This window comes from Klebsiella sp. MBT K-1 (genome assembly GCF_002556465.1).
GTDB lineage: Bacteria > Pseudomonadota > Gammaproteobacteria > Enterobacterales > Enterobacteriaceae > Klebsiella > Klebsiella grimontii.
This window is the reverse complement of sequence record NZ_PDEL01000015.1, coordinates 113,824-128,879: the sequence shown is the minus strand read 5'-3', so window position 1 is coordinate 128,879 and position 15,056 is coordinate 113,824. Positions and strand designations below refer to the sequence as shown.

At 58.0% G+C, this 15,056-nt stretch carries 17 protein-coding genes; 14 read left to right on the top strand and 3 right to left on the bottom strand.

Going from position 1 to position 15,056, the window contains the following annotated elements:
• The first annotated feature begins 16 nt into the window (after positions 1 to 16).
• Positions 17 to 1,150: a 3-phenylpropionate MFS transporter gene (locus tag CMQ96_RS21740; RefSeq protein WP_004134925.1), complete on the top strand. Its 1,134-nt coding sequence runs from the start codon at positions 17 to 19 to the stop codon at positions 1,148 to 1,150.
• Here CMQ96_RS21740 and csiE read toward each other — a convergent pair.
• The gene (gene csiE / locus CMQ96_RS21735) at positions 1,147 to 2,424 is read right to left on the bottom strand and encodes a stationary phase inducible protein CsiE (protein ID WP_004134927.1); all 1,278 of its coding nucleotides are present in this window, start codon (positions 2,422 to 2,424) and stop codon (positions 1,147 to 1,149) included. The genes CMQ96_RS21740 and csiE overlap by 4 nt on opposite strands.
• A gap of 124 nt (positions 2,425 to 2,548) precedes the next feature.
• On the opposite strand from csiE, the gene CMQ96_RS21730 reads away from it, so the two are divergent.
• Positions 2,549 to 3,187, top strand: a complete 639-nt coding sequence (locus CMQ96_RS21730) for a DUF1007 family protein (RefSeq protein ID WP_049085708.1) — start codon at positions 2,549 to 2,551, stop codon at positions 3,185 to 3,187.
• Positions 3,178 to 4,158, top strand: coding sequence for a nickel/cobalt transporter (locus CMQ96_RS21725; protein ID WP_064410815.1), 981 nt, complete (start codon positions 3,178 to 3,180; stop codon positions 4,156 to 4,158). Before CMQ96_RS21730 ends, CMQ96_RS21725 begins: the two co-directional genes overlap by 10 nt.
• Positions 4,159 to 4,212: 54 nt before the next feature.
• On the opposite strand, the gene suhB is transcribed toward CMQ96_RS21725, so the two are convergent.
• On the bottom strand, positions 4,213 to 5,016 hold the full coding sequence (gene suhB, locus CMQ96_RS21720) for an inositol-1-monophosphatase (RefSeq protein ID WP_024359357.1): 804 nt from the start codon (positions 5,014 to 5,016) through the stop codon (positions 4,213 to 4,215).
• A 120-nt stretch (positions 5,017 to 5,136) separates the two neighbouring features.
• Here suhB and trmJ point away from each other — a divergent pair, with 120 nt between their 5' ends.
• The 11 genes from trmJ to sseB all read left to right on the top strand — a co-directional run bounded on the left by trmJ (position 5,137) and on the right by sseB (position 14,002).
• Positions 5,137 to 5,868: a tRNA (cytosine(32)/uridine(32)-2'-O)-methyltransferase TrmJ gene (gene trmJ / locus CMQ96_RS21715; RefSeq protein ID WP_004134934.1), complete on the top strand. Its 732-nt coding sequence runs from the start codon at positions 5,137 to 5,139 to the stop codon at positions 5,866 to 5,868.
• A 233-nt stretch (positions 5,869 to 6,101) separates the two neighbouring features.
• On the top strand, positions 6,102 to 6,593 hold the full coding sequence (iscR, locus tag CMQ96_RS21710) for a Fe-S cluster assembly transcriptional regulator IscR (protein ID WP_004104510.1): 492 nt from the start codon (positions 6,102 to 6,104) through the stop codon (positions 6,591 to 6,593).
• A gap of 177 nt (positions 6,594 to 6,770) precedes the next feature.
• Positions 6,771 to 7,985: a cysteine desulfurase gene (gene iscS / locus CMQ96_RS21705; RefSeq protein ID WP_004134936.1), complete on the top strand. Its 1,215-nt coding sequence runs from the start codon at positions 6,771 to 6,773 to the stop codon at positions 7,983 to 7,985.
• 26 nt (positions 7,986 to 8,011) lie between these two features.
• A complete protein-coding gene (gene iscU / locus CMQ96_RS21700) occupies positions 8,012 to 8,398 on the top strand; it encodes a Fe-S cluster assembly scaffold IscU (protein WP_002913991.1) in 387 nt (128 codons plus the stop codon).
• Between the two features lie 19 nt (positions 8,399 to 8,417).
• A complete protein-coding gene (iscA, locus tag CMQ96_RS21695; RefSeq protein WP_002913979.1) occupies positions 8,418 to 8,741 on the top strand; it encodes an iron-sulfur cluster assembly protein IscA in 324 nt (107 codons plus the stop codon).
• A 73-nt stretch (positions 8,742 to 8,814) separates the two neighbouring features.
• Positions 8,815 to 9,330: a co-chaperone HscB gene (gene hscB, locus CMQ96_RS21690; protein WP_004104505.1), complete on the top strand. Its 516-nt coding sequence runs from the start codon at positions 8,815 to 8,817 to the stop codon at positions 9,328 to 9,330.
• 15 nt (positions 9,331 to 9,345) lie between these two features.
• Positions 9,346 to 11,196: a Fe-S protein assembly chaperone HscA gene (gene hscA / locus CMQ96_RS21685; protein WP_049100577.1), complete on the top strand. Its 1,851-nt coding sequence runs from the start codon at positions 9,346 to 9,348 to the stop codon at positions 11,194 to 11,196.
• 1 nt (position 11,197) lies between these two features.
• A complete protein-coding gene (gene fdx, locus CMQ96_RS21680; protein ID WP_004104503.1) occupies positions 11,198 to 11,533 on the top strand; it encodes an ISC system 2Fe-2S type ferredoxin in 336 nt (111 codons plus the stop codon).
• Position 11,534: 1 nt separating this feature from the next.
• Positions 11,535 to 11,735 carry a Fe-S cluster assembly protein IscX gene (gene iscX, locus CMQ96_RS21675; protein WP_004104502.1) on the top strand — a complete coding sequence of 67 codons (201 nt, stop codon included), beginning with the start codon at positions 11,535 to 11,537 and terminating at the stop codon, positions 11,733 to 11,735.
• 107 nt (positions 11,736 to 11,842) lie between these two features.
• Entirely contained in the window at positions 11,843 to 13,129 is a 1,287-nt protein-coding gene (gene pepB / locus CMQ96_RS21670) for an aminopeptidase PepB (protein ID WP_098067315.1), read from the top strand.
• A gap of 96 nt (positions 13,130 to 13,225) precedes the next feature.
• On the top strand, positions 13,226 to 14,002 hold the full coding sequence (gene sseB / locus CMQ96_RS21665; protein ID WP_004136447.1) for an enhanced serine sensitivity protein SseB: 777 nt from the start codon (positions 13,226 to 13,228) through the stop codon (positions 14,000 to 14,002).
• Positions 14,003 to 14,034: 32 nt separating this feature from the next.
• Here sseB and sseA read toward each other — a convergent pair whose 3' ends face one another.
• Complete coding sequence (gene sseA / locus CMQ96_RS21660; protein WP_024359354.1) at positions 14,035 to 14,880, bottom strand: 3-mercaptopyruvate sulfurtransferase; 846 nt, start codon at positions 14,878 to 14,880, stop codon at positions 14,035 to 14,037.
• Between the last annotated feature and the right edge of the window lie 176 nt (positions 14,881 to 15,056).

Genomic DNA, 15,056 nt, shown 5'->3' with positions numbered 1-15,056 from the left:
CATTCGGGAGGGAATTATGGTCTTGCACTCCACGCGCTGGCTGGCGCTAAGTTATTTCACCTACTTCTTTAGCTACGGCATCTTCCTGCCTTTCTGGAGCGTCTGGCTTTCCGGACTTGGCCTGACGCCGGAAACGATCGGCATGCTGCTCGGCGCCGGGCTGGTGTCGCGATTTCTTGGCAGCCTGCTGATTGCCCCGCGGGTCAGCGACCCGTCCCGTCTTATCTCTTCTCTGCGCATTCTGGCGCTGCTGACGCTGCTCTTCGCGCTCGCATTTTGGATCGGCCACCAGGTCGCCTGGCTAATGGTGATTATCGTCGGCTTTAACCTCTTTTTCTCGCCGCTGGTGCCGCTGACCGACGCGCTGGCGAATACCTGGCAAAAGCAGATCACCATGGACTACGGGCGCGTGCGCCTGTGGGGATCGATCGCTTTCGTGATTGGCTCGGCACTGACCGGGAAGCTGGTCAGCCTGTATGACTACCGGATGATTCTGGTGATGCTCAGCATCGGTATCGCGTCAATGCTGATCGGCATGCTGCTGAAACCGTCGGTGCAGCCGCAGGGGGAATCCCGCCACCAGGAAGCGGCCGGGCTGTCGGCCTGGCTTACGCTGGTGCGGCAAAGCTGGCGCTTCCTCGCCTGCGTCTGTTTGCTGCAGGGGGCGCACGCCGCCTACTATGGGTTCAGCGCAATCTACTGGCAGGAGGCGGGGTATTCCGCCTCCGCCGTGGGCTATTTGTGGTCGCTGGGCGTGGTGGCGGAGGTGGTGATTTTCGCGCTGAGCAAAAAAGTCTTCCGCCGTTTTAGTGCCCGCGATCTGCTGCTGCTGTCCGCGGCGTGCGGAGTGATTCGCTGGACGCTAATGGGCTGGACGACGGCGCTACCCTGGCTTATCGTCGCGCAGATCCTCCACTGCGGCACCTTTACGGTGTGCCATCTGGCGGCGATGCGCTATATCGCGGCTCGCCAGGGAAGCGAAGTGATCCGCCTGCAGGCTGTCTACTCCGCAGTAGCGATGGGCGGCAGCATTGCGGTAATGACGGTATTTGCCGGCTTTCTCTACCAGCATCTGCACCAGGGCGTTTTCTGGGTGATGGCGCTGGTGGCCTTACCGGCGCTGGTGGTGCGGCCAAAAGCGGTGGCTTAGGCCTCGAGCATCTTGCAAATCTGCTGCTGCTGATGAGCGCTGAACGTCTCGTCGGCATGAAACAGCGGCGGTGAAAACAGCGGTAGCGCCGTGGTATAGGGAGTGACGATCAGCGTCACTTCCTTCGGCGCGCCCTCTTTCTGAAAGGTGCTTACGCTCAAATACTTGATATTGAGCGGCAGCAGGGTTAACTCGCGCAGCTGCTGCTCCAGCGACTGCTCAAGGTCAGGATTATCATCGGTAAGCAGAACCACCTGCTTCTCCTGCAGATCGTTTTTTTGCATCAACCACGCGCCGAAAATCACCGCGATTAAACTGACTTCCTCCTGGCTAAAGCGGACCTGCCAGCTGGCTTCGAACTCCTCCAGCGCCGCCTGAGTGGTGCGCATCAAACGGGGATACAGACGGCCAATCTCCTCTGGCAACGCGTTATCGATACCGATAGCGAAAACGCTGCGGTGTAGCGCCTGCGAGAGGTGTATATAGAGCTGATCGCTTAGACCCTGCTCATCGCTGAACGGACGCCCCGCCAGGTTCTGAAAGCGGTGAATCAGCCCGGAGATGGCCAGATGCAGACGCCGGTCCTGCTGGTGCCCGTCGCGGATGGGATCGGGGGTTTTCAGCAGCATAAACAGCAGGGTCAGAAACAGCTGTTCTCCGGCATGGGGCGTCGTCGCCACCCGACGCTGCCAGTGGCGAACAATCTCCTCCGCGAGGGTAAACTCGGCGGCGGCCTGCGCCCAGCGCTGCTGCTCGTGGGTGAAAGAGGGGCTCTGCCCAAGGTGGTGCTGCAGTAAACAATACTGTAAATAAAGACGCAGAAAATGCACGTCGCGGCAGTCAAACTGCCGGTTCAGGGTCCGGGCGCAGCGGTTCACCAGGGCCTGGAGATTGGTGTCGTCATACAGCGTGCGCGCGATACCTTGCTGTTTAAGCTGCGTTTTTAATGCCGGGGTAAAATGGTGGCTGACAAAATGCGGGCATAGACGCAGCCCGCGGCGCAGAGCGTGCAGCAGGCACAAGCGTTGATCGAGCGCGGCGCCTTCCATCCGATAGCTGCCGTCCGCTTGTGAAGTCAGGGTCAAGCGGTGATAACGCTGAATTTCGCGTCCCGTCTCCGCGATGTCCTGCCTGGCGGTATCCTCATCAACCTGAGTGAGGCTACCCAGCCATTCGGGCGTCACGGATTGCCCGGGCAGATAAAACATCAGGAGCACCTGGCTACGGCGCTGTGGACTGGAAAGCACAGATGGTGGTTCAATCACTGTCATCATCCGGTTAGTTCCAGTTAGGGTTTTCGTTAAGCGTAGTTAATGTATTCAGGGTGAGCAGGGCACGCCCGCGTCTTTACATCAGGATTGCTGGCGCGGTTCACAGAATTTTTCACGTGAGGAACAGATGAAGAGAGTGAAACAATGCGTCAGCGCAGCGTTTTTCATGTTTTTATCGCTATCCGCGGCGGCGCATCCGCACAGTTTCATCAGTTTGCAAACGGAGGCCGTGGCGGAAAATGGCCTGCTCACCGGCTTTAAAATGCGCTGGACGATGGATGAAATCACCTCCGCCGATCTGCTCTATGATGCGGGCAACGCTAAACCCGGTAGCGAAATCTGGAAAAAGCTGGCGGCGGAAGTGATGGCGAACGTGCTGGGCCAGCACTATTTCAGCGAGCTATGGCATAACGGCCAGCGGGTAAAGTTTGATAATCGACCCGACGGCTATGGCCTGGAGCGCAGCGGCCATCAGGCGGTGCTCACCTTTACCCTACCGCTGGCGAAGCCGCAGCCTCTGGCCGGGCAAACCTTTACCTTTTCAACCTACGACCCGACCTATTACGTTGATATGTATTATGACAAAGACGCTGATTTCGCTCTGCCGGCGGCGATGAAGACAAGCTGCTCGGCAAAAGTGATGACGCCGAAGCCTAACGAAAAAATGTTGTCCTACGCGCAGTCGCTGGATAAAGCGGATGCGCCGCCGGAGGATATGGAACTGGGGAATTACTTCGCGCAAAAGGTGACGCTGCAATGTCGCTGATTTTTACTCAAAACAGCCGTTCTCCGCGCTGGCGTCAGCTTTGGCCGCTGGCGCTCTTTTTGCTGCTGGCGGCAGGGGCTGGCTTCTGGCTATGGCAGGCCTGGCCGCAGGTGCTGCTGCAAAGCGCGGTCTGGCAGCGCGCGCTGAATCTTGAACTAAGCCGGCTTCTGCAGGCGGTAGCGGAAAATCCCTCCGCCGCCGGGCTGTCGCTGCTGGGGTTTAGCTTCGTCTACGGCGTCCTGCACGCGCTGGGGCCGGGGCACGGTAAAGTGGTGATTACCACCTGGCTGGCGACCCATCCTTCGAAGCTGAAATCCAGCATTGGCCTGACCCTGGCCGCCTCGCTGCTGCAGGGGCTGGTGGCCATCGCTTTAGTGGTGGTCGTGCTTACCCTGCTACGTCTTCCGGCAAGAGCGCTGCACCTGAGCAGCTTCTGGCTGGAAAAGGGAAGCTATTTGCTGGTCGGCGCGCTGGGCCTGTTGCTGTGCTGGCGGGCGCTGAAAAAGCTGCGGATGCTGCTGCGGCGACCGAAATTTACCGCTTTTACCCCGCATCATGTTCATCACGCCAACTGCGGCTGCGGGCATCAGCATCTACCGGCGCCGGAACAGCTGCAAAGCGGCGATGACTGGCGGGCGCGGCTGGCGATTGTGCTGTCGATGGGGATGCGGCCCTGCTCCGGAGCCATTATGGTGCTGCTGTTCAGTAAGGTTATCGGCGTATTTGGCTGGGGGATGGCGGCCGCGATGGCGATGGCGGCGGGAACCTCGCTCACCATTAGCGCGCTGGCGCTGCTGGTTCACGGATTCCGTCAACTGGCGGTCAGGCTGAGCGCGAACCGGGCGCCGGCGCCATGGAAGCAGGTAGGCTGGGCGACGCTGGCGCTGGCCGGCGGCGTGATTTTGCTGGCGGCGGCTATCGTGATGTGGAGTAGTGCGATACCTCCGGGCGGCGGCCTGCGTCCGTTTTAACGGGATAAAAAAAGGAAGCCGCGGCTTCCTTTTTGCTTTTCATTCAGTGAGAGATTAACGCTTCAGCGCTTCGCTCAGATGCTCGCGCATATTGGCCAGCATGGCTTTTACAACGCGCGGGTTGCCTGCAACGATGTTGCCGGTCAGCAGGTAGTTATGGCCGCCGGTAAAGTCGCAGACGATAGCGCCTGCTTCACGGGCGATCAGCTCGCCTGCCGCGAAATCCCACGGTTTCAGCGCGATTTCAAAGTAGCCGTCAACGCGGCCAGCGGCAACGTAGGCCAGATCCAGGGCCGCGGAACCGGTGCGGCGGAAATCCGCGCATTCGGTATACATGTTGCCGAGGATATTCATGTAAGAGGTCGCGTGCTGTTTTGCTTTGAACGGGAAGCCGGTGGCGATAATCGTGCCATCCAGATCGCGAGCGCTGCTGCCGCGCAGACGGTAGCCGTTCAGCTGCGCGCCCTGGCCGCGGGTCGCGGTGAACAGTTCGTTACGCATCGGATCGTAAACCACGGCGACTTCAGTACGGCCTTTAATGCGTACGGCGATGGACACGGAGAAGTGCGGCAGACGTTTTACGAAGTTGGTGGTGCCATCCAGTGGATCGATAACCCATTGAACATCCTGATCTTCACCTGCGTGTTCACCGCTTTCTTCGGTGATGATGGTGTGCTGCGGGTAAGATTTGCGAATGGTTTCGATAATCATCGCCTCGGCGGCTTTATCGACGTTAGTCACAAAATCATTGCTGCCTTTCTGGCTGGTTTCTACGGAGTCAGGGGTTTCGTAGTGCTTGGCAATTAAATTACCCGCCTTGCGCGCTGCGCGCACGGCGATGTTCAGCATCGGATGCATCGGTCTCTCTCACTGGATGTTAAAGAACGGGAAAAAACGGCGCATATAGTAACAGTGAAATCTGCCTATGTCTCCGTTTTATGATAGCATGCACGAATAATCTTTAGCCGAAGAACCATAATGCTGCAAAATATTCGAATCGTACTGGTAGAAACCTCACACACCGGCAATATGGGCTCTGTCGCCCGCGCAATGAAAACCATGGGGTTAACCAACCTCTGGCTGGTCAATCCGCTGGTTAAACCCGATTCTCAGGCCATCGCTCTGGCGGCCGGCGCCAGCGACGTGATTGGCAATGCCAACATCGTCGACACCCTCGATGAAGCGCTGGCGGGCTGTAGCCTGGTTGTCGGAACCAGCGCCCGCTCCCGCACGCTGCCGTGGCCGATGCTCGATCCGCGCGAATGCGGCCTGAAAAGCGTCGCCGAAGCGCAGCATGCGCCGGTTGCGCTGGTATTTGGCCGCGAACGCGTTGGCCTGACTAACGACGAGCTACAGAAGTGTCACTATCACGTGGCGATTGCCGCTAACCCGGAATACAGCTCGCTGAACCTGGCGATGGCGGTGCAGGTCATCGCCTATGAAGTGCGTATGGCATGGCTGGCGGCGCAGGAGCAAAATGAGCCCGTCGTCGAGCATGAAGAAACGCCTTATCCACTGGTGGATGATTTAGAGCGTTTCTACGGCCATCTGGAGCAGACGCTGCTGGCAACCGGGTTTATCCGCGCCAGTCATCCGGGCCAGGTGATGAACAAGCTGCGCCGTTTGTTTACCCGCGCCCGCCCGGAAAGCCAGGAGCTGAACATCCTGCGCGGTATGCTGGCGTCAATTGAGCAGAAGAATAAAGAATAGCGCTGTCTGTTTGCCGGGGGGCGCTGCGCTTACCCGGCCTACCGATCGACTCCCCCGATGGGGGAGGGCATCAGATCGCGCTTAAGTAAAACGGCACGGAAAGCCAAATACCTGACTAAAACAGTCAAGTAAATAGTTGACCAATTTACTCGGGAATGTCAGACTTGCCTTGCTATGCAATACCCATATTAATAAAAAGCCCGGGCAGGGGCGAGTTTGAGGTTAAGTAAGACATGAGACTGACATCTAAAGGGCGTTATGCCGTGACCGCGATGCTTGACGTTGCGCTCAACTCTGAATCGGGTCCGGTTCCGTTGGCTGATATTTCAGAGCGTCAGGGAATTTCGCTTTCCTATCTGGAACAGCTGTTCTCTCGCCTGCGCAAAAATGGTCTGGTTTCCAGCGTACGTGGTCCAGGCGGCGGTTATCTGTTAGGTAAAGAAGCGGGTAGCATCGCGGTTGGCGAAGTTATCAGCGCAGTAGACGAATCCGTTGACGCCACCCGTTGTCAGGGCAAAGGCGGCTGCCAGGGCGGCGATAAGTGTCTTACTCACGCGCTGTGGCGCGATCTGAGCGAGCGACTGACCGGTTTTCTGAATAACATCACGCTGGGCGAACTGGTGAATAACCAGGAAATCCTTGATGTCTCCGGTCGTCAGCACAACCATGAATCCCAGCGTAATACCCGTGCTCAGGACGCTATTGACGTCAAACTGCGCGCGTAGTTCTCGTTCAGTTTCATCTTGCAGCTATTCGGCTGCAAGCTGAAACGAGCTGAGCCAAAAAGATAAAAAAGATTTTCGAATCAGGCCGGGATGCTCCGCCATCCTGTGTACTCGGTCGTACATCCAGCCGGTTGCCTGATTCCTTGCATTGAAGCGATGTACGGAGTTTATAGAGCAATGAAATTACCGATCTATCTCGATTACTCCGCAACCACGCCGGTGGACCCGCGTGTTGCCGAGAAAATGATGCAGTTCCTGACTCTGGACGGGACCTTTGGTAACCCGGCCTCCCGTTCCCACCGTTTTGGCTGGCAGGCTGAAGAGGCGGTAGATATCGCCCGTAATCAGATTGCCGAGCTGGTCGGTGCCGACCCGCGCGAAATTGTCTTTACCTCCGGCGCGACGGAATCCGATAACCTGGCGATTAAAGGTGCAGCCAACTTTTATCAGAAAAAAGGCAAGCACATCATCACCAGCAAAACCGAACACAAAGCCGTGCTGGACACCTGCCGTCAGCTGGAGCGCGAAGGGTTTGAAGTCACCTACCTCGCCCCGCAGCGTAACGGCATTATCGATTTAAAAGAACTGGAAGCCGCGATGCGTGATGACACCATCCTTGTTTCCATTATGCACGTGAATAACGAAATCGGCGTGGTGCAGGATATCGCTACCATCGGCGAGATGTGCCGCGCCCGCGGTATCATTTACCACGTTGACGCGACCCAGAGCGTGGGCAAACTGCCTATCGACCTGAGCCAGCTGAAAGTTGACCTGATGTCCTTCTCCGGCCACAAAATCTATGGCCCGAAAGGTATCGGCGCGCTGTACGTGCGTCGTAAACCGCGTATTCGTATCGAAGCGCAGATGCACGGCGGCGGTCACGAGCGCGGCATGCGTTCCGGTACGCTGCCTGTCCACCAGATCGTCGGTATGGGTGAAGCTTACCGTATCGCGAAAGAAGAGATGGAAAGCGAAATGGCCCGCCTGCGCGGCCTGCGTAACCGTCTGTGGGACGGCGTGAAAGATATGGAAGAGGTTTATCTCAACGGTGACCTTGAGCAGGGCGCGCCGAATATCCTCAACGTCAGCTTTAACTACGTTGAAGGCGAGTCGCTGATTATGGCGCTGAAAGACCTGGCGGTTTCCTCCGGTTCAGCCTGTACTTCCGCAAGCCTCGAGCCGTCCTACGTGCTGCGCGCGCTGGGGATGACCGACGAGCTGGCGCATAGCTCTATTCGTTTCTCTTTAGGTCGTTTTACTACCGAAGAAGAGATTGACTACACCATCAATCTGGTCCGCAACTCCATCGGCCGTCTGCGCGAACTCTCACCGCTGTGGGAAATGTTCAAGCAGGGCGTGGATCTGAACAGCATTGAATGGTCACATCACTAATTCGGCACCAATAAGGAGAATTCATCATGGCTTACAGCGAAAAAGTTATCGATCATTACGAGAATCCGCGCAACGTCGGTTCTTTCGACAATAGCGACGAAAACGTCGGCAGCGGTATGGTTGGCGCGCCGGCGTGCGGCGACGTGATGAAGTTGCAGATTAAAGTCAACAATGAAGGTATCATTGAAGACGCGCGTTTCAAGACCTACGGCTGCGGTTCCGCTATTGCTTCCAGCTCCCTGGTGACCGAATGGGTAAAAGGGAAATCGCTGGACGAAGCTCAGGCGATTAAAAACACCGATATCGCTGACGAGCTCGAGCTGCCGCCGGTGAAAATTCACTGCTCTATTCTGGCGGAAGACGCGATTAAAGCCGCGATTGCGGATTACAAAAGCAAACGTGAAGCAAAATAATTAAGAGTTGAGGTTTGTTATGTCGATTACTTTAAGCGACAGTGCAGCAGCGCGAGTCAACGCCTTTCTGGCCAACCGCGGTAAAGGGTTTGGCCTGCGCCTGGGAGTCAGAACTTCCGGCTGTTCAGGTATGGCTTATGTACTGGAGTTTGTTGACGAACCAGCGGCAGAAGACACCGTGTTTGAAGACAAAGGCGTGAAGGTCGTGATCGACGGCAAAAGTTTGCAGTTCCTCGACGGTACGCAGCTGGACTTCGTCAAAGAAGGCCTTAACGAAGGGTTTAAGTTCACCAACCCGAACGTGAAGGACGAGTGCGGCTGCGGCGAAAGCTTTAACGTGTAATCGGTTATCCCTGACCCCACCGTAGTCTCGCTGCGCGTGGGGTTTGCTTTATCTCGTTAACCCTGAGGTTGCTATGGACTATTTTACCCTCTTCGGGTTACCGGCCAGCTATACCCTTTCGTTAGAACCCCTGGCTGCCCGGTACCAGGAACTACAGCGCCAGTATCACCCCGATAAGTTCGCCAGCGGCAGCGCGGCCGAACAGCTCGCCGCGGTGCAGCAGTCCGCCACCATTAATCAGGCGTGGCAAACCCTTCGCCACCCGCTGACCCGCGCCGAATATCTCCTTTCGCTTCATGGTTTCGATCTCGCCAGCGAGCAGCACACCGTGCGCGATACCGCGTTCCTGATGGAACAGCTGGAGCTGCGCGAAGAGCTGGATGAAATAGGCAAAGCGAAGGATGAAGCGCGGCTGGAAAGCTTTATCAAGCGGGTCAAAGCGCAATTTGATACCCGGCATCAGCTGATGGTTGAACAACTGAATAACGAGACGTGGGAGGCGGCGGCGGATACCGTGCGCAAGCTGCGTTTTCTCGATAAACTGCGAAGCAGTGCGGAACAACTCGAAGAAAAACTGCTCGATTTTTAATTTTCGGAAGCAATTATGGCCTTATTACAAATTAGTGAGCCCGGACTGAGCGCCGCGCCGCACCAGCGACGTCTGGCGGCGGGTATCGACCTGGGCACCACCAATTCACTGGTGGCTACCGTGCGTAGCGGCCAGGCCGAAACTCTGCCCGACCGTCAAGGGCGCTATTTGCTGCCGTCGGTGGTGAACTATCAGGCTTCGGGTTTGACGGTGGGCTATGACGCGCGGCAAAACGCCGCTCAGGATCCGGTCAATACCATCAGCTCGGTCAAGCGCATGATGGGGCGTTCTCTGGCCGATATCGAGGCCCGCTACCCGCATCTGCCTTATCAGCTGCAGGCAAGCGAAAACGGCCTGCCGATGATTCAGACGCCAGGCGGTCTGCTCAACCCGATTCGCGTTTCTGCCGATATCCTCAAGGCGCTGGCCGAGCGCGCTACCGAAGCGCTGGCGGGCGAGCTCGACGGGGTGGTGATTACCGTGCCGGCCTACTTCGATGATGCTCAGCGTCAGGGAACCAAAGACGCGGCGCGTCTGGCGGGCCTGCACGTGCTGCGTCTGCTGAACGAACCCACCGCGGCGGCGATTGCTTACGGCCTGGACTCCGGTCAGGAAGGGGTCATCGCGGTTTACGATCTCGGCGGCGGCACCTTTGATATCTCCGTGCTGCGCTTAAGCCGCGGCGTGTTTGAAGTCCTGGCTACCGGCGGCGATTCCGCGCTCGGCGGCGACGATTTCGACCACCTGCTGGCCGATTATCTGCGCGAGCAGGCTGGCCTGAGCGATCGCAGCGACAACCGCCTGCAGCGCGAGCTGCTCGATGCGGCGATCGCGGCGAAAATCGCCCTCAGCGATGCCGAGACGGCGCGGGTGAATGTCGGCGGCTGGCAGGGGGAAATCACCCGCAGCCAGTTTAACGATCTGATCGCGCCGCTGGTCAAACGCACTCTGCTGGCCTGCCGTCGCGCGCTGAAAGACGCCGGCGTTGAGGCGCAAGAGGTGCTGGAAGTGGTGATGGTGGGCGGCTCGACCCGCGTGCCGCTGGTGCGCGAGCGCGTCGGCGAATTCTTTGGCCGTACGCCGCTGACCTCTATCGACCCGGATAAAGTCGTCGCCATCGGGGCGGCGATTCAGGCGGATATTCTGGTGGGCAACAAGCCGGACAGCGAACTGCTGCTGCTCGATGTGATCCCGCTCTCCCTGGGGCTGGAAACCATGGGCGGTCTGGTAGAGAAGGTTATCCCGCGCAACACCACCATTCCGGTGGCGCGCGCGCAGGAGTTCACCACTTTCAAAGATGGTCAGACGGCGATGTCTATCCACGTCATGCAGGGCGAGCGCGAGCTGGTGCAGGACTGTCGCTCCCTGGCGCGTTTTGCGCTGCGCGGCATTCCGGCATTGCCGGCGGGCGGGGCGCATATTCGCGTCACCTTCCAGGTGGATGCCGACGGCCTGCTGAGCGTGACGGCGATGGAGAAATCGACCGGCGTCGAGGCCTCTATCCAGGTGAAACCGTCCTACGGTCTGACCGATGGCGAGATCGCCAGCATGATTAAAGATTCGATGAGCTACGCCGAACAGGACGTCCAGGCGCGCATGCTGGCCGAGCAAAAAGTTGAAGCCGCGCGCGTACTGGAAAGTCTGGTCAGCGCGCTGGCCGCCGACGCCGCGCTGTTAAGCGCCGCAGAGCGTCAGGCTATCGATGACGCCGCGGAGCAAGTGCGCGCCGCTGCGGCAGGCGATGATGCCGATGCAATCAAAGAAGCGATTAAAAATATCGACACACAAACCCAGGAATTCGCCGCACGTCGTATGGACCAATCGGTCCGTATCGCGCTGAAAGGCCAATCCGTGGACGAGGTTTAAAATGCCAAAAATTGTTTTTCTGCCCCACCAGGACCTGTGTCCGGATGGCGTAGTTGTGGAAGCTGAGACCGGTGAGACCATTCTTGATGCTGCGCTGCGTAGCGGTATTGAGATTGAACACGCCTGCGAAAAATCCTGTGCCTGCACCACCTGCCACTGCATTGTGCGTGAAGGCTTTGACTCGCTGGCGGAAAGTACCGAAGATGAAGACGACATGCTGGATAAGGCCTGGGGGCTTGAGCCCGACAGCCGTTTGAGCTGCCAGGCGCGGGTGACTGACGAAGATTTGGTCATCGAAATTCCGCGTTACACCATCAACCACGCACGCGAGCATTAATATGGGACTGAAATGGACCGATAGTCGCGAAATCGGCGAAGCGCTGTACGACGCCTTCCCGGATCTCGACCCGAAAACCGTTCGCTTCACCGATCTGCATCAGTGGATATGCGACCTGGAAGAGTTTGATGACGATCCAAACGCATCCAATGAAAAAATTCTTGAGGCGATTCTGCTAGTCTGGTTAGACGAAGCCGAATAATTTTCGCGTTATGATTTACCCGGTGGTTATAAGCCGGATAAATCAACGGGCGAAAGAACTTTACGGGCTGCCATACGGCGGCCCGTTTGCTAAGAAGGATAATGATAATGACCGAAGCTATGAAAATTACGCTTACCGCTCAGCCAGCCGATGCGCGCTGGGGAGAAAAAGCGTCTTACAGCATTAATAACGACGGCATCGCCCTGCACCTGAACGGCAAAGACGACCTGGGCTTGATTCAGCGCGCGGCGCGGAAAATTGACGGCATGGGCATCAAACACGTTGCGCTTGATGGCGAAGGCTGGGACACCGACCGCGCATGGGCGTTCTGGGCGGGTTATAAGGGGCCGAAAGGCAGCCGCAAAGTGGAGTGGCCGGCCCTCGACGATGCGCAGAAAAGCGAACTGGATAACCGCTTGACCATTATTGACTGGGTCCGTGACACCATTAACGCCCCGGCGGAAGAGCTGGGGCCGGAACAGCTGGCGCAGCGTGCGGTAGACCTGCTGTGCAGCGTGGCCTGCGATAACGTCTCTTATCGTATCACCAAGGGTGAAGACCTGCGCGAGCAGAACTACCTGGGCCTGCACACGGTCGGTCGCGGCTCCGAGCGCCCGGCGGTCCTGCTGGCGCTGGACTATAACCCAACCGGCGATAAAGAAGCCCCGGTGTACGCCTGCCTGGTCGGTAAAGGCATCACCTTTGACTCCGGCGGATACAGCATCAAGCAGAGCGCCTTTATGGACTCGATGAAGTCCGACATGGGCGGCGCGGCAACGGTGACCGGCGCGCTGGCGTTTGCCATCACTCGCGGCCTCAATAAGCGCGTGAAGCTGTATCTGTGCTGCGCCGATAACCTGATTAGCGGCAACGCCTTTAAACTTGGCGATATTATTCACTATCGCAACGGTAAAACCGTGGAAATCATGAATACCGATGCGGAAGGTCGCCTGGTGCTGGCTGATGGCCTGATCGATGCTTCTGCGCAAAAGCCTGAGCTGATTATTGATGCCGCCACGCTGACCGGCGCCGCGAAAACCGCGCTGGGTAATGATTATCACGCGCTGTTCAGCTTTGACGATGGTCTGGCGAATCGCCTGCTGGCGAGCGCGCAGGCTGAAAACGAGGCCTTCTGGCGTCTGCCGCTGGCTGAGTTCCACCGCGGCCAGCTGCCGTCGAACTTCGCCGAGCTGAACAATACCGGCAGCGCGGCCTATCCGGCGGGCGCCAGCACCGCAGCGGGCTTCCTGTCCCACTTCGTGGAGAACTATCACCAGGGCTGGCTGCATATCGACTGTTCGGCGACCTACCGTAAATCTGCCGTTGAGCAGTGGTCGGCGGGCGCGACCGGCCTCGGTGTGCGCACCATTGCCAACCTGCTGACGGCAGAGTAATGGATTTTGCCGGGTGGCGCTGCGCTTACCCGACCGACAAAACTCGTGGGCCCGTGCGAGCGCAGCGCCGCCGGGCGATTTTGAAGTAGCGAAACTATGTCCGAAACTAAAAATGAGCTAGAAACCCTGCTGGAGAAGGCGGCGACCGAGCCAGGCCACCGTCCGGCGTTTTTCCGTACTTTGCTCGAAGCCACCGTTTGGGTGCCGGGAGCCGCCGCTCAGGGCGAGCAGGTTGTGGAAGATAGCGTACTGGACCTGCTGCACTGGGAAAAAGATGATGGCACATCGGTTATTCCTTTTTTCACCTCGCTGGAAGCGCTGCAGCAGGCCGTTGAGGACGAACAGTCTTTCGTGGTGATGCCGGTGCGCACGCTGTTCGCGATGACCCTGGGCGAAACGCTCTATCTCAATGCCAAACTCCCTACTGGCAAAGAGTTTGCGCCGCGAGAAATTAGCCATCTGCTGGGGGAAGAGGGCAGCCCGCTCAGTACCCAGACCGTGCTTGAGGGCGGCGAGTCGCTGCTGCTGTCTGAGGTTGCCGAACCGCCCGCGCAGATGGTGGACTCGCTGACCACGCTGTTCAAGACGCTGAAAACGGTGAAGCGCGCGTTTTTATGCTCTATTAAAGACAGCGCCGATGCCCCGGCCAACCTGCTGATTGGTATTGAAGCGGAAGGCGATATTGAGGCGGTGATTCAGGCCACCGGCAGCGTTGCGACCGATACGCTTCCCGGCGACGAGCCGATTGATATCTGCCAGGTGGTGGAGGGTGAAAAGGGGATTAGCCACTTTATGATTGCCCACATTACGCCGTTCTATGAAAAACGCTGGGGCAGCTTCCTGCGTGACTTTAAGCACAATCGCATTATCTAACCGAACGGGGGCTTACGCCCCCGTTGCTTTGTCTACTGCGCCGGTTCAATCGGCAAATCCGTCCGCGCGCCCCATTCGCTCCATGAGCCGTCATACAGGCTGACACCGTTAACGCCCAGCGTGGTTAGCGCCAGCACCACGACCGCCGCCGTCACGCCGGATCCGCAGCTGGCAATAATCGGCTGCTCAAAGTCGACGCCCTGGCGAGCGAAAATCTCGTTCAGTTCATCGGTGGTTTTGAGTTCGCCGTTAATCACCAGTTCGCTCCAGGGGACGTTTAGCGCGCCGGGAATATGCCCGCTGCGCAAACCCGGGCGCGGCTCGGCCACCTGACCATTAAAACGCCCGGCCGGGCGAGCATCGACGATCTGCGCCGATCCTTCATGGCTGACCAGCAGCACATCGGTCAGACGCTTGATCGCCTGCGGATCGAGACGAGCGTCAAAATCACCTTCCGGCAGTTCAGGGAGGCCCTGCTCCAGCGGCAGCTCATCGCGACGCCAGCCTTCGAGGCCGCCGGCAACAATAGACACTTTTTCAACGCCGAAGGTGCGCAGCATCCACCAGGCGCGCGGCGCGGAGAAGAGATTGCCTTCATCGTATACCACCAGATGCTTATCGCTGCTGACGCCCAGTTCGCGCATGGCGACGGCAAACGCCTCCGCGCGCGGCATCATGTGCGGCAGCGGGCTGGTATGGTCGGAGAGGGCTTCGATATCGAAAAAAACGGCGCCGGGAATATGGCCCGCCTGATACTCAGCGTTAAGATCGCGCTGTTCCTGTCCCGGCGGAGCCATACGGGCGTCAATAATCTGGATTTCCGGGTCATCAATATGTTCCGCCAGCCAGTCGGCAGCGACAAAAAACGAGGTAGACATCGGCGTCTCCTTTTTTATTGTTCAAGAGTGAATTGTCGACGTTTTCCGGGAGAGTGACAAGTTATGGATCCCAGAGTGGCGACCGTATCACGGATGATTCACTCTCGGGAGTTTGATTCTATTCTCGTCGCTGTTGGTAATGATATTGTTAACGCATAATAATGTGTTCACTTAAT